We start from the raw sequence: 19,783 nt of genomic DNA, 5'->3' as shown, positions 1-19,783 counted from the left end.
ATGTGAGTGGTCTTGCGCTGACATGTGTTGGTCAGTCATATCATGGTGATGTTCGTGCCCAGAATGCTCATGCGCTGACTGCTGGTGGCATCCACTGCTCACGGCATGCTGAGCCAAGAGATCAATCAATGGCTGACTGTGATGCACAATAATCAAACTAATGACGAGAAATAGCGTCATTCTGGCCAGCTGGGCAAAAAGAGATTGTGAAAACATAAGGTGTTTACATGCGCTCAATGTTGTAAGAAGTCGCGCATCATAATGACGAGTAGTGTATGTATCAAATGACCTTTTGTGATTTAGTCTATGCGTTTTATGCATATATTTAAGCATCGTTAGAATCAGGGCGAAACGTGACCAATAAATAGGAAAACTCGAAGCTCACTCATTCAACGATAGAAGCATGCAATTAATAATGAGAGCCTAGCTGCAGGTTTTTAACTACCTGTTTAATTGAAGATTTCACAAAACTGTAAAAACTAATATACAAACTAATCACTAAGCAACATTGGCCGTTCACTCGACTTATCTGTCAAACATCGTAAATTTGGGCGTAAATCGTTTCAAAACTACTGAAACGCGATGTTCAAAGATTCAGGGAGAGTCATTCACATGGATAAAGATCATAATCTTCGCGAAAACTTATTGGCACTGCTCTTAGGTAGCGCACTGGTTTCACTTGGCGTTATCTTTTTCAATCAAGTCGGTTTGCTCACCGGAGGCACGGCTGGTCTAGCGATCTTCATTACCAAAGTAACAGACCTAAGTTTTGGTCAAGTGTTCTTCGCGCTCAACTTACCTTTCTATATTTTGTCGGTTGCTCGTATGGGCTGGCGTTTTACCATCAATACCTTTATCGCGGTTTCGATTGTTTCGTTCGCTGTGGACCATTTGTATCACGTGATTCAGATTGCCGAAATTCATGCACTGTATGCAGCTTTAATCGGTGGTGGCTTGATTGGTACCGGCATGCTGGTGATCTTTCGTCATAAGATGAGCTTAGGTGGTTTCAACATTCTGGCACTGTTCTTACAAGAACGTTTTGGGATTCGCGCGGGCAAGGTTCAGATGGCATTAGACTGTACGATTGTTGTGCTTTCACTGTTTATTGTTGATATGTCATTGGTTCTGTTGTCTGTACTGGGTGCAATCGTCACCAACTTGATTCTAGCAATGAACCATAAGCCAGGGCGCTATCAACCTGTGGTAAAAGCGGAAGCAGCATAGTTCGGTTCGCTCAAGCACTAGGTTCGCTTAAGCTCTAGATTTGTTTAAGTAAAGAGTGATTTACAGATTCTGAAAACAACAAAGCCAGCATCAATTGCTGGCTTTGTTGTATTTGAATAACAGGTTCGAGTTAGCTATTAGTTATTAACAGTTGCTACAATCGTTGTCTGGCTTGAGCTCGCAGTCAATCACATTGCCTTGTTGATCAAGTGACAGGTTACAGCACTCTTCAAACAGGTTCTTAAGATCCCCGCGACTTTTCTGAACGCGAGACTTAACCGTTGAGTAGCTGACGTTTTGCGCCTCCGCGATCTCTTTCTGACTTTGACCTTTGATGTCGACAGCAAGCAGCAATGATGAACTTTGTTCTGGTAGCGCCTGAATAAAGGGTTCGATACACAATGAAAGCTTCTGTTTGAACTCAGAGTTGTGGTCTAAATCGGAGAACCACAGATCTTCAGCATCAATTTGGCTGTCACGTTGTTGTCGAGCATGCTTACGATAGAAGTCGATAATGGTGTGATTGGCTAACTGGAATAGCCACGATTTTACGCTGCTCGCATCTTGCACCTTATCTAAGTTCTGATAAGTCTTAATCAAGATCTCTTGCAGTAAGTCTTCTACATCAGCGGTGCTGTTGACCTTGGAATGCAAGAATGACTTTAACGCTTGCTGATACTCAGCCCAAACTTGTTCCAAATTCAAAGATGCCCTATTCAAAGGTGCCTTATTCAAAGGTGCTTTAGTTGCATTGTTCATTCACGCAACACTCGTCTTGTAAGAAATCAATCACGCCTTCTAGGCATTCATATTCTGCTACGCAAAATAGGGTTCTTCCTTCACGTCTTTGGCTGATTAGGCCTGCCGACGCTAGGCTTGAAATGTGGTGAGACAAGGTAGAACCGGGGATACCGAGTTCTTCTTGTAGGCCGCCAACTGCAATGCCTTGGTAGCCAGCTTTAACGACACTTTTATAGATAGTTAGGCGAATAGGGTGACCCAACTCTTTAAGTGCTTTCGCAACGACTTCTAAGTTCATATTAACTCCTCAAGATTTAATTTCGATATTAGTCGAAATGTAGTCCGAATACAAATGTAAAAATAGTGATTCTATAACTTATTGAAAATTCTTCCTTTTAAAAATCAATTCGATTTTTATCGAAATAAATATTGATCTGTTACGAAATATTTCTATAATTCGAGAATATTCGAAATTAAGGGTTGGTTACTTTCCTCATAGAGTCCCGCCTTAAATCCAGTTTGGAGTTATTATGAGCAATGAAATGTTAACAATGCTAAAAGACGCACTTGATATGTTCGCTTTCTTAGCAGTAGAGCTAATCATCCTTTTCTTGGCGATCAGCTACATTGTTGGGATTATGCAAGAGTTTCTTACGCCAGAAAAGATTCAATCTATCTTGAGCTCACGTAACGGTAAGGGCTATGTGGTTGCTGCACTATTGGGTGCGATTACGCCTTTCTGTTCATGTTCGACGATTCCTTTCCTAAAAGGATTACTGCGTGCAAGAGCAGGTTTTGGTCCAATGATGGTGTTCCTATTCGGTAGCCCACTCTTGAACCCGGTGATCATTGGCTTGTTCGTGATTACGTTCGGCTGGCAAGTGGCTGTGTTCTACTTCTTAGTAGCAATGACGGTATCGGTAGTGGCAGGTTACGCACTTGAGAAGCTTGGCTTTGAGCGTTACGTAAAACCTGAAGCGTATGAATCGACAGGTTCTGCTTCAAGCTGTGGCACTAGCTGTGGTGATTCTGCTCCTAAGAAAGCAGCGCCAGCGAAGGCAGAATCTTCATGTGGTACAAGTGCATGTGGTGAACCTGCACCTGTAATGGCTAAAGAAACATCTTGCTGCGATTCGAAAAAAGAAGAGCCACAAGTCACTGTTTCATGCTGCTCAACGGATGGAAGTGCGACTGCAGAAATCGTAGATAAGAAAGAGCCTAGCCGTTGGATGAGAATTTGGTTCTCAACTTGGAAAGACTTCAAACAAGTTTTCCCTTACCTAATGATGGGTATCGCGATTGGTTCATTCATCTACGGCTTCATTCCTACAGACCTAATTGCTGAATACGCTGGTGAAGGTATGTGGTATGCGATTCCTGTAGCGGCTGTGATTGGTATTCCACTGTACATTCGTGCTGAAGCGGTAATTCCACTAAGTGCTGCTCTAGTGCAGAAAGGTATGGCGTTAGGTTCGGTAATGGCATTGATCATTGGTAGTGCGGGTGCAAGTTTGACAGAAGTTATCTTGCTTAAATCGATCTTCAAAAACCAAATGATTGCAGCATTCCTATTCGTTATTCTAAGCATGGCGATGGGCGCAGGCTTCCTATACAGCTTCATCTTTGGTTAATCAGTTCTGATTACGAGATAGCACCATCGATAACAAGACATCGATAATAAAAAAGAGCTCACATAGTTGAGTAATGCCAGTCAGTTAAGCTGACTGGCATTTTTTCTATTCGTTGCATATTTCTTAGGTTTCAGTTTCACCCAACGAGGATAACTTCTATCTTCTCTTCGAGGTGGTAGGATAAACATCGATATTTGCTGTAGTAGTACTTCATAGTGTTTGGGTAGTTTCCCAGGACTCGTTAAAGGTAAAGCTGCAAAGTATTGAGTCACAGCCATGGCACTACTCGTAAAGCTTAATTGATTCGGCCAGACGCTATCTAACTTGCTCGCTGCCTTTGTCATAACCTGCCTTATAAGGTTATAGGCTAACAAAATCCCCCAGAGCTCCTGTTTGACCATATCTGGGCGCTTACTTCGCAATGTATACTCACTATCAAGCAAGGTTTGCTTCATTTCCCTATAACCTAATTCGATTTCCCAACGGTAGCGATAGAGCTCTACAATGTCTTCACCAGGAAAGTGCAACCCATCACGCATTGATGTAAGCACCTGATATTTCTTTCCTTTGATAATTTTCGACACTAACCGTGCTTCTATTATCTCAGGGAGGTCACTGAATTTCTTTCTTGCTTGAGGTGTCGTTTTTATAGCAACGATAGCGTCACTCTGGCTATATTTATGAACGACTTCATACTGAAAGTCCTTTCTCACAGGGAGCATCCAATGTCTTTCTTGGCCTACTTTATTCCAGCGATTAAGTAGCCCTAGAGAGTAATATCCTTTGTCAAAAATAGTCAGAGAATGATCGGGGGTTTGTTCAATGAGTTCTTCTGCAAGGCGCATTTCGTTGGTTCGATAGTCAGAGAATGCACTATCGATTATCTGATGACTCGTAAGCTCCATCAGACAAACCATACGTACCTTAGGGTAAATATTTTCAGCTGATTGATTGCGCTGTGCTTTAAACTCTTGATGATTTTCAGGTGTATCTGTCGTTCTCCAAACGACACCATCGACGGATAGAAGGTTTAGTCCACACCAAGTTTCGAAGTTAGACGATTGATAGCTATGCGCTGCCATCTTCTTAAAGACTTGCTTAACACCTTCTTCGCCCAATCTCTGTCTCGCCTGAACAACAGCGCTTGGGGCAACAAAACGTTGTTTGTCTGGCAGGACAATATCGAGTTGATTAGCTATATCCCAAACAGATTGTTGTCGAAAAAGACTCATTCCTACAACGGACCAAAGTACAGCCTCTAAAGGTAAACGCCTTCTTCTCACCGTTGCGACCCCCGCTTGTTCGAAGCCTTGCTGAATAAGGTCTGGGCTAAGAATGTCAGAATATCTATCAAAGTGATGAAAGGTGTTACATGATCGAAAAGTATTCGCAAGTTGGCTTTCTAAAGACATAAAAAATCCGATATTAGTTTCCTAATATCGGATTTTGAAGCCTTTTGAGGATCGGTCAAATGATCTCACAAATTTCTTAACTGATCGGCATTACTCACATAGTTGAGCTCTTTTTGCGTTGAGACTATTAGTTCGGAGATTAGAAACCGCGAATATCAAGCTCATTGTTGATCAACACAACGCACTGAGAAGCAAACAGCATGTTTGGACCCAAGCTGATTTTCTCTGTCCCTAAACGCTTCAAGCTGTTGTAGCTTTTCTTCGGCATAGGGATATGGTCAGTCAGAAGGAAACATGGGTTTTCAGCAATCTCTGCATCACGGATAAAGTCACCCTTTTTATCCATCATGTACAGCTGGTGGTCTTCAGCCAGTTCTTTAACCAACTTTTCAAAGCTCATTGTGCGAACCGTGATGCCCGGTTCAACCTGACGTGTCTGTTCTTTTGTCATACCTTGAGAAGCATCAACCGCTCTTACTACCGCTGATAACAATGCCGATTCATGAAAGCCACCAATGTTGGTGATCTCATTTGAATCGAAAGTGATCGTACGTGAAAAGTCTTTAGTACTTTCTAACACAAGGTGCACGGTGACATTCTCACGGTGAGATTGAGCAACGAAGATCGTGTTCATCAGAGTATGAGCCAGAATCTCGGTATGAGCATCTTGACCAACACCTTCTAAGATAAGTTTACTCTCTGTAGGGGCTGCGCGAGCGCGTAATACAAATGAACGCATGGAATGTACCTTGTCAGTATGTGATAAAGCGAACACAGGCTTTATCAACATGAATTGATGAATAACCAAAATTTATGGCGGTATGTAACTCTTTTCTATTAATGAAGTCAAATGGAGTTATGTATAGTACTGATCAGAAGAACTCTACGTATTAAATAGAGAATGACCACATTACAAGATGGTAAAGGTTGAAGCGAAGCAAGGTTTACATAGATAGTATGCGCAAATTATCAGGTGACTTACATAAGGAAGTAGTCGATGAAGTTACAGAAGATTAATAAAGAAGAATATAAAAAGAAGATGAACTTACTGTTGGTTTCATTGGTTGGGTCACTCGCCTTGTTTGCCATCGTATTCGGTAGCATTCTGATTGAACTTTTTGGTTCAGTTGGATCAGTTACTGGGGAAGCGACAGGCAATTTCCATTTGAATGTACTCGGGGTGATTTTATCTGTCGCACTGAATGCCTTTATCGCGAGTCGTGTGAAAGGGCATGATTACTTTAAGGAAGCACTTTATGTGTGGAACCTTAAACAAACTCACAATCAAATCTATCGCAAGCTCAAGCGTATTCAACCGAAAGCTGAGCAAGGCGATCGAGAAGCACTGACGATCCTTTACTTCTATTACACTACGCAAAAACAGGTATATGACCTAGATAACAATACATTGACGATAAAAACGGTTCAGCAATCGCTAGATAACATAATGGAGCTGAGTGAAAAGTGGAGTATCGAACTGGATATAAAGGCATTTTCGAAAGATCTAGTCGCGAAATTCTAAGTTATATGCTCTTGATTGTATTAACTTTGGCCTATGAAAGAGGGTTTTGACGTAAAAGTAGACGCTTAAGCAACTTTTTTGAATTTTTATCAAAAAATAGGTTGCCATGTTTACGATGATCTCTATAATGCCGCCTCACTGACACGGCAGACGCCACAAGGCTTCAGCGGTAATCAGTAAGACGGAAAGTTCGAAAGAAATTAATTTTAAAAAGTGTTTGACACTTAAGATTAAGTCGCTAGAATTCACGTCCGCTTTCAAGGGTTTCTTTGTAAAAAGAAAGTTTCGACAAGCAAAGCTCTTTAACAATTTAAACCTATCAATCTGTGTGGGCACTCGTTGATGAATATCAAAACGTTTTATCCTTTGGATAAAACAGTTACTTCGGTAACAAACTTGATTTCAATGAGCTGAGTGACCAATACAAAATTAAGTTTACTTAATTTTGGCACAGTCAATTCATTACCATTCTGTTCTTATTTATTTAAGAAGAGAGGGGTAATAGCTTTAGAATTACATGTTCATGTTTACATGAATATTAGTTTTGAAGTCAGTATTCGTTGAGTCACAAAATCTTAAATTGAAGAGTTTGATCATGGCTCAGATTGAACGCTGGCGGCAGGCCTAACACATGCAAGTCGAGCGGAAACGACACTAACAATCCTTCGGGTGCGTTAATGGGCGTCGAGCGGCGGACGGGTGAGTAATGCCTAGGAAATTGCCTTGATGTGGGGGATAACCATTGGAAACGATGGCTAATACCGCATAATGCCTACGGGCCAAAGAGGGGGACCTTCGGGCCTCTCGCGTCAAGATATGCCTAGGTGGGATTAGCTAGTTGGTGAGGTAATGGCTCACCAAGGCGACGATCCCTAGCTGGTCTGAGAGGATGATCAGCCACACTGGAACTGAGACACGGTCCAGACTCCTACGGGAGGCAGCAGTGGGGAATATTGCACAATGGGCGAAAGCCTGATGCAGCCATGCCGCGTGTATGAAGAAGGCCTTCGGGTTGTAAAGTACTTTCAGTTGTGAGGAAGGGTGTGTAGTTAATAGCTGCATATCTTGACGTTAGCAACAGAAGAAGCACCGGCTAACTCCGTGCCAGCAGCCGCGGTAATACGGAGGGTGCGAGCGTTAATCGGAATTACTGGGCGTAAAGCGCATGCAGGTGGTTCATTAAGTCAGATGTGAAAGCCCGGGGCTCAACCTCGGAACTGCATTTGAAACTGGTGAACTAGAGTGCTGTAGAGGGGGGTAGAATTTCAGGTGTAGCGGTGAAATGCGTAGAGATCTGAAGGAATACCAGTGGCGAAGGCGGCCCCCTGGACAGACACTGACACTCAGATGCGAAAGCGTGGGGAGCAAACAGGATTAGATACCCTGGTAGTCCACGCCGTAAACGATGTCTACTTGGAGGTTGTGGCCTTGAGCCGTGGCTTTCGGAGCTAACGCGTTAAGTAGACCGCCTGGGGAGTACGGTCGCAAGATTAAAACTCAAATGAATTGACGGGGGCCCGCACAAGCGGTGGAGCATGTGGTTTAATTCGATGCAACGCGAAGAACCTTACCTACTCTTGACATCCAGAGAAGCCAGCGGAGACGCAGGTGTGCCTTCGGGAACTCTGAGACAGGTGCTGCATGGCTGTCGTCAGCTCGTGTTGTGAAATGTTGGGTTAAGTCCCGCAACGAGCGCAACCCTTATCCTTGTTTGCCAGCGAGTAATGTCGGGAACTCCAGGGAGACTGCCGGTGATAAACCGGAGGAAGGTGGGGACGACGTCAAGTCATCATGGCCCTTACGAGTAGGGCTACACACGTGCTACAATGGCGCATACAGAGGGCAGCAAGCTAGCGATAGTGAGCGAATCCCAAAAAGTGCGTCGTAGTCCGGATTGGAGTCTGCAACTCGACTCCATGAAGTCGGAATCGCTAGTAATCGTGAATCAGAATGTCACGGTGAATACGTTCCCGGGCCTTGTACACACCGCCCGTCACACCATGGGAGTGGGCTGCAAAAGAAGTGGGTAGTTTAACCTTTCGGGGAGGACGCTCACCACTTTGTGGTTCATGACTGGGGTGAAGTCGTAACAAGGTAGCCCTAGGGGAACCTGGGGCTGGATCACCTCCTTATACGAAGATACCACGATGAGTGTCCACACAGATTGATTAGGTTTAGAAAAGCAAAGAGAAGAAGAACTCCCAAGGTTCTTCGAAGTTTGTTTTTACTTTTAAAGTAGAGATAAACTAGCAGTGTCCCGTTCGTCTAGAGGCCTAGGACACCGCCCTTTCACGGCGGTAACAGGGGTTCGACTCCCCTACGGGATACCACTTCCTTCAAGAAGTAAAAAGGGTCGTTAGCTCAGTTGGTAGAGCAGTTGACTTTTAATCAATTGGTCGCAGGTTCGAATCCTGCACGACCCACCATTTCCTCCCAAGGAAATAAAAATTTGGGGCGATTAGCTCAGTTGGGAGAGCACCTGCCTTACAAGCAGGGGGTCACTGGTTCGAGCCCGGTATCGCCCACCATTTCCTCCCAAGGAAATAAAAATATGGGGCTATAGCTCAGCTGGGAGAGCGCCTGCCTTGCACGCAGGAGGTCTGCGGTTCGATCCCGCATAGCTCCACCATTCTTTCTCCATGAAGAATGGCTTTTATTTTCACTTTTTGAAAGTGAAGACAAAAGAACTATCATGGGCGATTAGCTCAGTTGGGAGAGCACCTGCCTTACAAGCAGGGGGTCACTGGTTCGAGCCCGGTATCGCCCACCATCTTTAAACATTCTTTGATGACAACAGTCTAATGAGAGTTTTTAAAAATGGTTTTGAAAGTTTAAAACTCGAAAAACTCTTGCTCTTTAACAATTTGGAAAGCTGACTGATTTGAATAACGAAGTTATTTAAATCAAATTTAAAAGTTCTCAATGTTTATCTGCTCTTATTTAATAAGAACGGCATAAACACAACAAACACATTCAAGTGTCTTGTATTCGAATGATCAGAAATGATTGTTCATTTTTTGATTCTACTTTTTATTAAAAAGTGGAAACAAGAAGTAAATTGAGTCCGGCAAACAGTCATTGAGAATTAACCCTTCTTAATGACAACCAAAAACCTTGGTTAGTTGCCATACGCTTATTTGTCTTCACTTTTTAAAGTGAAAGTAAATAGAAACCCTTTCGGGTTGTATGGTTAAGTGACTAAGCGTACACGGTGGATGCCTTGGCAGTCAGAGGCGATGAAAGGCGTAATAACTTGCGATAAGCCCAGATTAGGTAGTAATAACCTTTTGAGTCTGGGATTCCTGAATGGGGAAACCCACTTACATAAGTAAGTATCCTGTTGTGAATACATAGCAACAGGAGGCAAACCGGGGGAACTGAAACATCTAAGTACCCCGAGGAAGAGAAATCAACCGAGATTCCGAAAGTAGCGGCGAGCGAAATTGGATTAGCCCTTAAGCTTTTAATGAGACAGACGAAGGCTCTGGAAAGTGCCGCAATAAAGGGTGATAGCCCCGTAGTCGACATCTCATAATCAGTGAAAACGAGTAGGGCGGGACACGTGATATCCTGTCTGAATATGGGGGGACCATCCTCCAAGGCTAAATACTACTGACTGACCGATAGTGAACCAGTACCGTGAGGGAAAGGCGAAAAGAACCCCTGTGAGGGGAGTGAAATAGAACCTGAAACCGTGTACGTACAAGCAGTAGGAGCACCTTCGTGGTGTGACTGCGTACCTTTTGTATAATGGGTCAGCGACTTAATTTTAGTAGCAAGGTTAACCGTTTAGGGGAGCCGTAGGGAAACCGAGTCTTAACTGGGCGTACAGTTGCTAGGATTAGACCCGAAACCAGGTGATCTAGCCATGGGCAGGTTGAAGGTTGAGTAACATCAACTGGAGGACCGAACCGACTAATGTTGAAAAATTAGCGGATGACTTGTGGCTAGGGGTGAAAGGCCAATCAAACCTGGAGATAGCTGGTTCTCCCCGAAAGCTATTTAGGTAGCGCCTCGGACGAATACTACTGGGGGTAGAGCACTGTTAAGGCTAGGGGGTCATCCCGACTTACCAACCCTTTGCAAACTCCGAATACCAGTAAGTACTATCCGGGAGACACACGGCGGGTGCTAACGTCCGTCGTGGAGAGGGAAACAACCCAGACCGCCAGCTAAGGTCCCAAAGTATAGCTAAGTGGGAAACGATGTGGGAAGGCTCAGACAGCCAGGATGTTGGCTTAGAAGCAGCCATCATTTAAAGAAAGCGTAATAGCTCACTGGTCGAGTCGGCCTGCGCGGAAGATGTAACGGGGCTAAGCTATACACCGAAGCTGCGGCTACGTACCTTAGGGTATGTGGGGTAGGGGAGCGTTCTGTAAGCCGTTGAAGGTGTGCTGTAAGGCATGCTGGAGGTATCAGAAGTGCGAATGCTGACATGAGTAACGATAAAGGGAGTGAAAAACTCCCTCGCCGGAAGACCAAGGGTTCCTGTCCAACGTTAATCGGGGCAGGGTAAGTCGACTCCTAAGGCGAGGCCGAAAGGCGTAGTCGATGGGAAACGGGTTAATATTCCCGTACTTCTTACAATTGCGATGGGGGGACGGAGAAGGCTAGGTGGGCCTGGCGACGGTTGTCCAGGTTCAAGTATGTAGGCGGGTGGTTTAGGTAAATCCGGACCACTACTAACGCTGAGATACGATGTCGAGCTACTACGGTAGTGAAGTCATTGATGCCATGCTTCCAGGAAAAGCCTCTAAGCTTCAGATTGTAAGGAATCGTACCCCAAACCGACACAGGTGGTCGGGTAGAGAATACCAAGGCGCTTGAGAGAACTCGGGTGAAGGAACTAGGCAAAATGGTACCGTAACTTCGGGAGAAGGTACGCTCTTATCAGTGAAGTCCCTTGCGGATGGAGCAGACGAGAGTCGCAGATACCAGGTGGCTGCAACTGTTTATTAAAAACACAGCACTGTGCAAAATCGTAAGATGACGTATACGGTGTGACGCCTGCCCGGTGCCGGAAGGTTAATTGATGGGGTTAGACTTCGGTCGAAGCTCTTGATCGAAGCCCCGGTAAACGGCGGCCGTAACTATAACGGTCCTAAGGTAGCGAAATTCCTTGTCGGGTAAGTTCCGACCTGCACGAATGGCGTAATGATGGCCACGCTGTCTCCACCCGAGACTCAGTGAAATTGAAATCGCTGTGAAGATGCAGTGTACCCGCGGCTAGACGGAAAGACCCCGTGAACCTTTACTACAGCTTGGCACTGAACATTGAACCTACATGTGTAGGATAGGTGGGAGACTATGAAATTGCGTCGCTAGATGTGATGGAGTCGTCCTTGAAATACCACCCTTGTAGTTTTGATGTTCTAACGTTGGTCCCTGAATCGGGATTACGGACAGTGCCTGGTGGGTAGTTTGACTGGGGCGGTCTCCTCCCAAAGAGTAACGGAGGAGCACGAAGGTGGGCTAAACACGGTTGGACATCGTGTGGTTAGTGCAATGGCATAAGCCCGCTTGACTGCGAGAATGACAATTCGAGCAGGTGCGAAAGCAGGTCATAGTGATCCGGTGGTTCTGAATGGAAGGGCCATCGCTCAACGGATAAAAGGTACTCCGGGGATAACAGGCTGATACCGCCCAAGAGTTCATATCGACGGCGGTGTTTGGCACCTCGATGTCGGCTCATCACATCCTGGGGCTGAAGTCGGTCCCAAGGGTATGGCTGTTCGCCATTTAAAGTGGTACGCGAGCTGGGTTTAGAACGTCGTGAGACAGTTCGGTCCCTATCTGCCGTGGGCGTTGGAAAATTGAAAGGGGCTGCTCCTAGTACGAGAGGACCGGAGTGGACGAACCTCTGGTGTTCGGGTTGTCATGCCAATGGCATTGCCCGGTAGCTAAGTTCGGAATCGATAACCGCTGAAAGCATCTAAGCGGGAAGCGAGCCTTGAGATGAGTTTTCCCTGGCACTATAAGTGTCCTAAAGGGTTGTCGTAGACTACGACGTTGATAGGCAGGGTGTGTAAGTGCTGCGAGGCATTGAGCTAACCTGTACTAATTGCCCGTGAGGCTTAACCATACAACACCCAAGGGGTTTTGTGGACTCAGATGTACCAGACCTTGAATGAGTTTGAAGAGAAATAACTTTTAAATCAGTTTTCCGAATTTTAAAATTTGCTTGGCGACCATAGCATTGTGGACCCACCTGATTCCATGCCGAACTCAGAAGTGAAACACAATAGCGCCGATGGTAGTGTGGGGTTTCCCCATGTGAGAGTAGGACATCGCCAGGCTTTATTTGTATTTTCAGTTTTAAAAACTGAAAATAAAACTAAAAGCAGCGTACAAGTAAGACTGATTTTAGTAACAACTTGTTGGAGGGATGGCTGAGTGGTCGAAAGCACCGGTCTTGAAAACCGGCAACCGTTAATAGCGGTTCTAGGGTTCAAATCCCTATCCCTCCACCACCATTAGAAAGCCCGCTGAGAAATCAGCGGGCTTTTTTCTTATCTGTTTCAAATCATTATGTATCATCCAAATATTTACACACGCACTTAATTCACCCACGGATACTGTCAGAGTTTCCTAAATCATCTCATTAGGCTGTTTGCTAACAAGGTTAATGAAGTTCTTGAATAAGTAAAATTGAGCTGATATCTGCCTACACAGTGTTAAATAAGGGATAACTTGATGTGCGGAGAAGGTTACTTACTAAGTAAACTTTATGGTATTCAGAATCTTCTGTATCAGTTGTTCGCTTAGTCGATTTTTCTTACCTTAAACTCACTCGTTAACACTAAGTCATACTCCTTTCCTATGTACTCGGTATTGAAGATACTTTTATGTTGCTCTGTCTGTTCTGAATCTATTCCTATCCATTGCGCAAATGTGTCTGAAAAGTCTCTCAAATTATATTTGACCGAATGTGTTTTTGTTTCTTGAGTATCGTCACTCATTGTTACAAACGGCACTTCTACTGCCTGCCTTGAAAAGTGTGATCCAGTGCCGTGAATCAAATATGGGGGGGCATTTACAGACGTTAGGCCATGGTCAGAAAAATAAATGATTTTATATGTTTTATCATGCATTGTGAGTAGATCTCTAAGCTTTTCTATAAAAGCAACGCCATAAGCCACTGATTTTGAATAGCATACTAGGTACTTGTTATCTGAGGGTTTTAGTGAAACCTCCCCATCAAATCTCTTACAAAAGTCATAGTGTGACCCCATGGTATGAATGAAAATGACTTTCGGTTTTTTAGTTTCTTCACGAATCGCCTTGATCACTTCTGGTAGGAGAATGTTATCGGGTTCAGCTTTATCATAAGACGTATTCTTATAATATTGGTAATGTGCCCTACTCGCGATTGCGGATACCTGTGTCTCGTATTGCCCGATCTTAGCTTGATTTGATATCCAATAAGTTTTCATTCCAGCATCATTAGCAAGATCTATCACATTTAAGTTTTTATCATGCCTGTTTACATCTAGGCTCTTTGATAATATTCGAGGGACTGAGAAATATGTAACAACGGATGGGGAAATAACACCATTAAATATGGCTGCTCCTTTTATCTTTCCATTCTCTTCGTTATACGATGGGAAGTAATTTTTAATAACAGATTCACCAATATTTACGATGTAAATATCCTTTAATACATTATTTGTATGAACATTCTCCCATTTTGAAGAGATTACTGATTTTCCCCCTTCGAGAAGAGACAGTTCATAATATAAAGAAATAGGTTTAATAACTGTAATTAACCCTAAAAAACTAAACCACACTTCATGATGGATTGTTTTTGAGTATTCTTCATTGAGGTATGTCGTCTTTTTATTATCATGTAAGCTATAAAATTTGGTGATTAATATGCTGGAAAATAATATCAACATAATTAATGAAAATGGCTTACCAACCTTTCCTAAGGCAATGTGAAATGATAAAAAAATTAGAATGGAAAATATAATAATCTTTACATATGTTATGACGCTAATGCTTTTTATATGTTCAAGAGCTTCACCTCGATTAGACTCTAAAACCGACCCTAAGACACCTAAGTCTAAGCTTAGAGAGTTTAATCTTAAGTAGAAATCAAAAGTCATTATTACCGTGAGAAGAAGAAATACAAATCTATTACCGACAAATGCTATTATAGTTGCTATACATAACATGTTTAAACTCAATATTGACAGGGTAAACCACACATTATCATCAGCCCCAGTTATCAACAGGTAAAATGTCATGATACTTAAAGGAATCAGAGTCTTAATATCAATATTTTGTCTAGTTCTCATATGTTTTTGGGTAGCTTTTGTTATCGGCCCTTCGATAAGTGTAGTCATTGATGTATGGAGAGGCAATGTAAAGGCATACCCAAATGAACATAATAACATCCCTAATATTATCGGTAATTCTGGTGGTTTGATCGCACATGCCGGTGGGGGAATCAACGGTTTAAAATATACAAACTCGTTAGAAGCTATAGAGCAATCAATTGAACATGGTTTCAAGATGATAGAGTTAGATCTACTTATTTCATCGGATGGAAGGATCGTTGCTGTTCATGATTGGAAATCTTTTCATGTAATGACAGACTCTAAGGCGAAATCTGCCATCACATATAATGAATTTGCTATAAAGAAAATTTACGGGGAATATAGTACATTAAGTATTGAACAAGCAACTAAAATTCTTAACGAAAGTAATGTTTTTTTAGTTACGGATAAGATCCAAGACCTCGAACTGCTGTCACAGAATATTATAGATAAAGACAGAACCATTGTTGAAGTTTTTAATATAGATAAATACAACGAAGCAATAAAATTAGGTTTTAATAATGTTGCATTAAATATAAGTGTAAGCTCCCCATTTATTAAAGAATGGCTTTCTTTGAATGAAATTAAAGCAGTTACTTATAGAGGTGATAAACTAAATAACTATGGTTCAGAGTATGAAAATGCGATTAAAATAGGTAATGAAGGAATATCTTCTCTCATATATTCTAAGGAAGACTTAGATTTGGCTAATATTCGAAGTTATGGATTGAAGAACTTTGCGTTATATGTCGATTTTGTTCTGCCATCAGATGAACTATAAAATTGTATCTTATCTAAAAAGCAGAGCGTTTATGCTCTGCTTTGGTGTTTAGCTAAATATTTTTGGAACTTGTGCGGTGTTGGTTTATTTAGCTACATTACCTGCCACGTTTAGAGCATCCCATGTACGTGCAAAAGGTGGTGCGTAGCAGAAGTCCATGTAACCAAGCTGTTGAGTGGTCATCTTCGCGGTGATAGCGACAGCAAGAGCATTGATACGGCCAACCGCTCCTTTCTTACCTACGATTTCACCACCAAGTAGGACCTTAGTCTCTGGGTGATAAACTAGTTTTACCTTGATGTCTTCTTGGCCTGGATAGTAATCGGTTTGGTTTTTATCTGAAATGGTCGATACTTTCACATCTAAGCTGTGTTCTTTCGCTAGAAGTTCAGATACGCCGGTACACGCCAGTTCGTAATCGAGCACTTTCAAGCAAGACGAACCTAAGAAGCCTGACATATAAGTGTCTTTACCTGCCAGCTTGTCTGCCATCATACGTGCTTGCTTATTGGCTGTGGTTGCTAAAGGAACATAAACTGGTTTTCCTAGTGCCATATGATGGACAACGGCACAGTCACCTACTGCGTGGATGTAAGCATCTTCAGTGGCACCATATTCATTCACCAACAACGCGCCATTTTGAGCTTTTGGTAATTCGAATGCTTCCGTGTTTGGTTTGAAACCGAGTGACAGGATCACGACATCGGCTTCTATATTGCCGTTATCGGTTTCTACTATGTAACCGCCTTGCTCTGCATCGTGAATTGCAGACACGCTACAACCTGTTTTAAGGTCAGCACCAGATTCTCGAATTGCCCCTTCGACCACTTCAATGATCTCTGGGCAGAACTGACGGCTCATGATGTGCTGTTCACGTTCGATGATCGTCACGTGTTTGTCTAAGCCGTGTGCAGCATCGAATACTTCCAGGCCGATAAAGCCTGCCCCTATAACACACACACGCTGCTTGTTAACATCCTTTAGCGCTTCTTTAATCGCCAAGCCGTCTTCCATGCTTGTTAGTGTGTATACGTGTTCTGGATTGAATTCACCGAATGGTGGAACGATTGGTCGCGCACCTGTCGCAATCACCAGCATATCGTAATCGATAGTGCTCTCTACGTTTTGGTGACGCACCGTAATTTGCTTTTCAGTGCGGTCGAATGACACCATTTCTGTTTCTACACGTACATCTAAGCCTGATTTTATGGCTTGCTCTGGTGTACGGGAGATCATCCGTTCGGTGTCATCAAACATGCCGCCTGCAAAGTAAGGTAAGCCACAGGCTCCGAAAGAGATGTAGCTACGCTTATCTAAAACGATGACTTCGTCTGATGGTTGATTACGTTTGTATTTTGCTGCGAAACTCATACCCGCGGCGCTACCGCCAATAACAACAACTTTCATATTTACTACCTAAATAACCTGAACTCAGGAAAAACAGAAGAGCACTCACGTGGAGTGCTCTTAATTAAGTTTGAGAATTATACTGCTGCTTCTTTTGATACTGTCGCTGTAACGTCAGCGTCGTACTGTTCAGTATCCAATGAGCCATTCTTCTTCGCTGTAAGAACACCAGACAACATAGAACCTGAGATGTTCAGCGCAGTACGAGCCATGTCAATTAGCGCTTCGATAGACACTAGAATCGCGACTACTGTGATGTCTAGACCCATGATGGTCAGTACAGCTACTGCTGCGAACGTTGCACCACCACCGACACCTGCGATACCGAATGAAGCAATTGCAATAACAGCGATCAGTTGTAGGATGAAGCTCAAGTCTACAGGCATGCCCATTACTTGTGCCGCCATGATTGCTAGCATAGCTGGGTAGATACCAGCACAACCGTTTTGACCGATACTGGTACCAAATGTTGCTGACATGTTTGCTGTTTCTTCATCTACACCTAGGCGTTGAGTTTGTGTTTCAACGTTTAGTGGGATAGCTGCCATGCTTGAACGAGAACCGAAACCGAACACCAATACTGGCCAGATTTTCTTCATGAACTTAGCAGGAGAAAGACCGAACATGGACACCATGACGAAGTGGATGCCGAACATAACGCCAATTGCAACGTAGCTTGCTAGAAGGAAGCGGCCCATTTCAGCTAGTGCGAATAGGTCATTCGTCATCATGAACGTGGTCATCAGAGCGAATACACCGTAAGGCGTTAGCTTCAGGATTTCACGAACCATTGAAAGAACCACTTCTTTTGCAGAGTTGATGAAATCAACGAAGTTTTGCACTTTCTCTGGCTTACGGTTTTTCACTTGAAGGATACAGAAGCCTAGGAACATGCCGAACAGTACAGTCGATAGTGTAGAAGTACGTTGAGAGCCCGTTAGCATGTCGAAGATGTTGGTTGGAATGATAGACAGAGCCATACCAGACAGGCCACTACTTGCCATTGCATCTTGTGTTGCTACCAGTGAATCACCACGAGCTTCAATTGCACTGTTTGTGCCGATAGTGCTTACTAGCGCGTTCGCATCGATACCAAATAGGTAAATACTTGCGACACCAACGGCTGCTGAGATTGCACAAGTGAAAAGTAGAATACCGATGATTTTTGGTGCAATACGAGATAGCGCGCCGCCGCCTTCAACGTTCATGATCGAAGAGATCATCGCCACAAATACTAGCGGGATAACGATCATTTGTAGAAGTTTGATGTAGCCTTTACCGAACACGGAAATCAGTTCAGCAAAGCCTGAGGTTGCTACGTTACCGACACCGAAAACAAGTTGAATTGCGCCACCGAACAGTAAGCCAGCAGCAAGCGCACTCAGTACGCGGAAGTTAAAACTTTTCTTTTGCTTTTTGAAATTCGACAGCAGTGCGTAGAACCCAAAGAACAGTATGCTTAAAGCAATAAATGAAACGCTCATGAGAATCTCCTATGATACCCATTAATACCTAAGTCGGTTATTTTCTGTATGCGATGGCTTCAACTTCAACCAGTGCGTCTTTTGGTAGTCGTGCTGCTTCAACACAAGAGCGAGCAGGTGCGTTCTCTGTACCAAACACTTCGGTATACACTTCGTTAAAGGCTACGAAGTTTTCCATGTCTGATAGGAAGCAGGTTGTTTTCAACACTGTGTCTAATCCCGCATTGCTGGCTTCTAATACGGCTTTTAAATTTTCAAGAGACTGACGAGCCTGCTCTTTAATACCGCCCTCAACAAACTGCATGGTTTCTGGAACAAGAGGTAATTGACCTGATGTATAAACCATGTCGCCGTAAGACGTACCTTGTGAGTAAGGACCGATAGCTGCAGGTGCTTGTTCAGTGGCAATGATCTGTTTCACGATGTAACTCCTAAATTATTGGTTTTATTCTGATTTGAATTCACGGATAAACTTGTAAACCGCTTGTCGGCTGATTCCAAGTTGCTCTGATACTTGTGTAGTCGTCTCTTTTAGCTCAAATACGCCGTTATCGAATAAACAACGAATGATGGCTTTATTGCGACCTTTGGAAGAAACCGACTCGTCTTGATCAACCTCTTTAATGGCTGAACTCAATGCTTGTTGAATCACGTCGTTCGCATTGTTGCTGAATGTCTCGCTGACAATGGCTTGCGGCACATTGCATTGCGGCATCAGCGTTTTGACGATTTCTGGGAATGGGAAAGATAAGTTCATGTTGATACACAGCATGCCGATCGGTTTTTGCTGCGGACCAGCCAATACACAGGTAGTCGATTTCAGTAGGGACCCGTCTGTTGCGTTGGTGAAGTAGCTTTTTGGAGAAACTTCGCCAGTTTTCTCGAATGCACTCCACATGCGTAAACCTAAATCGGTGATCGGTGAACCAATTTCACGGCCCGTATGATGACCATTGACGATCTTCACGACTGAGTTTTCTAAGCTTTCAAATGAATGGATGACTACTTCACAGTAGGGGCCAATCAAATCGGCAATCGTGTCTGCTAAGCGGAAGTAATTTCTTAAGCACTCTCTGTCTTCATCGGTGAATCGAACTTGTTTTACATTCATGATTTCGGTTTACATTTTTGAACTCAATGACTGAAATCTACTCCTTTGGTGGTATTTCAGCAAGATGCAGTAAACTTCTGTAAACCGACAAAAAGCGTTCAAAACATCAACAAAAATCAAAATTCAGACCTAAATCACGAGTGGAATTT

The 19,783-nt window shown here is 43.4% G+C and carries 14 protein-coding genes, 6 tRNA genes and 3 rRNA genes; 14 read left to right on the top strand and 9 right to left on the bottom strand.

Annotated elements, in window-relative coordinates; genetic code table 11:
* Nucleotides 1–2: 2 nt before the first annotated feature.
* Together AC3CIA_RS17330 and AC3CIA_RS17325 are read left to right on the top strand one after the other, a co-directional pair.
* Nucleotides 3–152: a hypothetical protein gene (locus AC3CIA_RS17330; RefSeq protein WP_372204473.1), complete on the top strand. Its 150-nt coding sequence runs from the start codon at nt 3–5 to the stop codon at nt 150–152.
* A 460-nt stretch (nt 153–612) separates the two neighbouring features.
* Nucleotides 613–1,227: a DUF6198 family protein gene (locus AC3CIA_RS17325; protein WP_488519352.1), complete on the top strand. Its 615-nt coding sequence runs from the start codon at nt 613–615 to the stop codon at nt 1,225–1,227.
* 144 nt (nt 1,228–1,371) lie between these two features.
* Here the strand turns inward: AC3CIA_RS17325 and sigZ are convergent, their stop codons facing one another.
* Nucleotides 1,372–1,986 carry an RNA polymerase sigma factor SigZ gene (gene sigZ, locus AC3CIA_RS17320; RefSeq protein ID WP_488519351.1) on the bottom strand — a complete coding sequence of 205 codons (615 nt, stop codon included), beginning with the start codon at nt 1,984–1,986 and terminating at the stop codon, nt 1,372–1,374.
* On the bottom strand, nt 1,970–2,266 hold the full coding sequence (locus AC3CIA_RS17315) for an ArsR/SmtB family transcription factor (RefSeq protein WP_004733042.1): 297 nt from the start codon (nt 2,264–2,266) through the stop codon (nt 1,970–1,972). Before AC3CIA_RS17315 ends, sigZ begins: the two co-directional genes overlap by 17 nt.
* 232 nt (nt 2,267–2,498) lie before the next feature.
* On the opposite strand from AC3CIA_RS17315, the gene AC3CIA_RS17310 reads away from it, so the two are divergent.
* Nucleotides 2,499–3,599: a permease gene (locus AC3CIA_RS17310; protein WP_488519350.1), complete on the top strand. Its 1,101-nt coding sequence runs from the start codon at nt 2,499–2,501 to the stop codon at nt 3,597–3,599.
* 80 nt (nt 3,600–3,679) lie between these two features.
* Here the strand turns inward: AC3CIA_RS17310 and AC3CIA_RS17305 are convergent, their stop codons facing one another.
* Both AC3CIA_RS17305 and trmY read right to left on the bottom strand, forming a co-directional pair.
* On the bottom strand, nt 3,680–5,011 hold the full coding sequence (locus AC3CIA_RS17305) for an IS4 family transposase (protein ID WP_488518170.1): 1,332 nt from the start codon (nt 5,009–5,011) through the stop codon (nt 3,680–3,682).
* 139 nt (nt 5,012–5,150) lie between these two features.
* Complete coding sequence (gene trmY, locus AC3CIA_RS17300) at nt 5,151–5,750, bottom strand: tRNA (pseudouridine(54)-N(1))-methyltransferase TrmY (RefSeq protein ID WP_004733046.1); 600 nt, start codon at nt 5,748–5,750, stop codon at nt 5,151–5,153.
* A 258-nt stretch (nt 5,751–6,008) separates the two neighbouring features.
* Between trmY and AC3CIA_RS17295 the strand changes: the two genes are divergently transcribed.
* The 10 genes from AC3CIA_RS17295 to AC3CIA_RS17250 all read left to right on the top strand — a co-directional run bounded on the left by AC3CIA_RS17295 (nt 6,009) and on the right by AC3CIA_RS17250 (nt 13,003).
* Nucleotides 6,009–6,533: a DUF3087 family protein gene (locus tag AC3CIA_RS17295; protein WP_488519349.1), complete on the top strand. Its 525-nt coding sequence runs from the start codon at nt 6,009–6,011 to the stop codon at nt 6,531–6,533.
* Nucleotides 6,534–7,110: 577 nt separating this feature from the next.
* Nucleotides 7,111–8,665, top strand: a 16S ribosomal RNA gene (locus AC3CIA_RS17290).
* A 122-nt stretch (nt 8,666–8,787) separates the two neighbouring features.
* Nucleotides 8,788–8,863, top strand: a tRNA-Glu gene (locus tag AC3CIA_RS17285).
* Between the two features lie 20 nt (nt 8,864–8,883).
* A tRNA-Lys gene (locus AC3CIA_RS17280) sits at nt 8,884–8,959 on the top strand.
* A 26-nt stretch (nt 8,960–8,985) separates the two neighbouring features.
* A tRNA-Val gene (locus AC3CIA_RS17275) sits at nt 8,986–9,061 on the top strand.
* Nucleotides 9,062–9,086: 25 nt separating this feature from the next.
* A tRNA-Ala gene (locus AC3CIA_RS17270) sits at nt 9,087–9,162 on the top strand.
* 65 nt (nt 9,163–9,227) lie between these two features.
* Nucleotides 9,228–9,303, top strand: a tRNA-Val gene (locus tag AC3CIA_RS17265).
* 418 nt (nt 9,304–9,721) lie between these two features.
* Nucleotides 9,722–12,615, top strand: a 23S ribosomal RNA gene (locus AC3CIA_RS17260).
* A 98-nt stretch (nt 12,616–12,713) separates the two neighbouring features.
* A 5S ribosomal RNA gene (gene rrf, locus AC3CIA_RS17255) occupies nt 12,714–12,829 on the top strand.
* The 16S, 23S and 5S rRNA genes sit together here with 6 tRNA genes alongside, the layout of an rRNA operon.
* 83 nt (nt 12,830–12,912) lie before the next feature.
* Nucleotides 12,913–13,003: transfer RNA gene (locus AC3CIA_RS17250), tRNA-Ser, on the top strand.
* A 291-nt stretch (nt 13,004–13,294) separates the two neighbouring features.
* Here the strand turns inward: AC3CIA_RS17250 and AC3CIA_RS17245 are convergent.
* Nucleotides 13,295–14,707 carry a sulfatase-like hydrolase/transferase gene (locus AC3CIA_RS17245; protein WP_488519348.1) on the bottom strand — a complete coding sequence of 471 codons (1,413 nt, stop codon included), beginning with the start codon at nt 14,705–14,707 and terminating at the stop codon, nt 13,295–13,297.
* A 70-nt stretch (nt 14,708–14,777) separates the two neighbouring features.
* On the opposite strand from AC3CIA_RS17245, the gene AC3CIA_RS17240 reads away from it, so the two are divergent.
* A complete protein-coding gene (locus AC3CIA_RS17240) occupies nt 14,778–15,632 on the top strand; it encodes a glycerophosphodiester phosphodiesterase family protein (protein WP_473578611.1) in 855 nt (284 codons plus the stop codon).
* Nucleotides 15,633–15,716: 84 nt separating this feature from the next.
* On the opposite strand, the gene AC3CIA_RS17235 is transcribed toward AC3CIA_RS17240, so the two are convergent.
* The 4 genes from AC3CIA_RS17235 to AC3CIA_RS17220 form a co-directional block, all read right to left on the bottom strand.
* Entirely contained in the window at nt 15,717–17,039 is a 1,323-nt protein-coding gene (locus AC3CIA_RS17235; protein WP_488519347.1) for a CoA-disulfide reductase, read from the bottom strand.
* A 77-nt stretch (nt 17,040–17,116) separates the two neighbouring features.
* Nucleotides 17,117–18,523, bottom strand: a complete 1,407-nt coding sequence (locus tag AC3CIA_RS17230; protein WP_488519346.1) for a cation:dicarboxylate symporter family transporter — start codon at nt 18,521–18,523, stop codon at nt 17,117–17,119.
* Nucleotides 18,524–18,560: 37 nt separating this feature from the next.
* Nucleotides 18,561–18,944 carry a RidA family protein gene (locus tag AC3CIA_RS17225; RefSeq protein ID WP_135458371.1) on the bottom strand — a complete coding sequence of 128 codons (384 nt, stop codon included), beginning with the start codon at nt 18,942–18,944 and terminating at the stop codon, nt 18,561–18,563.
* Between the two features lie 24 nt (nt 18,945–18,968).
* Nucleotides 18,969–19,634: a helix-turn-helix transcriptional regulator gene (locus tag AC3CIA_RS17220; protein ID WP_488519345.1), complete on the bottom strand. Its 666-nt coding sequence runs from the start codon at nt 19,632–19,634 to the stop codon at nt 18,969–18,971.
* Between the last annotated feature and the right edge of the window lie 149 nt (nt 19,635–19,783).

This window comes from Vibrio sp. QJM3NY_27, from assembly GCF_057785955.1.
This window is presented reverse-complemented; position numbering and strand designations above follow the sequence as displayed.

Excerpts from the sequence above, each read along its gene's own strand:
- AC3CIA_RS17310 (WP_488519350.1), top strand. The coding sequence starts at position 2,499 with ATGAGCAATGAAATGTTAACAATGCTAAAAGACGCACTTGATATGTTC.
- trmY (WP_004733046.1), bottom strand. The coding sequence starts at position 5,750 with ATGCGTTCATTTGTATTACGCGCTCGCGCAGCCCCTACAGAGAGTAAA.
- sigZ (WP_488519351.1), bottom strand. The coding sequence starts at position 1,986 with ATGAACAATGCAACTAAAGCACCTTTGAATAAGGCACCTTTGAATAGG.
- AC3CIA_RS17245 (WP_488519348.1), bottom strand. The coding sequence starts at position 14,707 with ATGTTATGTATAGCAACTATAATAGCATTTGTCGGTAATAGATTTGTA.
- AC3CIA_RS17230 (WP_488519346.1), bottom strand. The coding sequence starts at position 18,523 with ATGAGCGTTTCATTTATTGCTTTAAGCATACTGTTCTTTGGGTTCTAC.
- AC3CIA_RS17325 (WP_488519352.1), top strand. The coding sequence starts at position 613 with ATGGATAAAGATCATAATCTTCGCGAAAACTTATTGGCACTGCTCTTA.
- AC3CIA_RS17295 (WP_488519349.1), top strand. The coding sequence starts at position 6,009 with ATGAAGTTACAGAAGATTAATAAAGAAGAATATAAAAAGAAGATGAAC.
- AC3CIA_RS17220 (WP_488519345.1), bottom strand. The coding sequence starts at position 19,634 with ATGAATGTAAAACAAGTTCGATTCACCGATGAAGACAGAGAGTGCTTA.
- AC3CIA_RS17235 (WP_488519347.1), bottom strand. The coding sequence starts at position 17,039 with ATGAAAGTTGTTGTTATTGGCGGTAGCGCCGCGGGTATGAGTTTCGCA.
- AC3CIA_RS17240 (WP_473578611.1), top strand. The coding sequence starts at position 14,778 with ATGATACTTAAAGGAATCAGAGTCTTAATATCAATATTTTGTCTAGTT.
- AC3CIA_RS17315 (WP_004733042.1), bottom strand. The coding sequence starts at position 2,266 with ATGAACTTAGAAGTCGTTGCGAAAGCACTTAAAGAGTTGGGTCACCCT.
- AC3CIA_RS17305 (WP_488518170.1), bottom strand. The coding sequence starts at position 5,011 with ATGTCTTTAGAAAGCCAACTTGCGAATACTTTTCGATCATGTAACACC.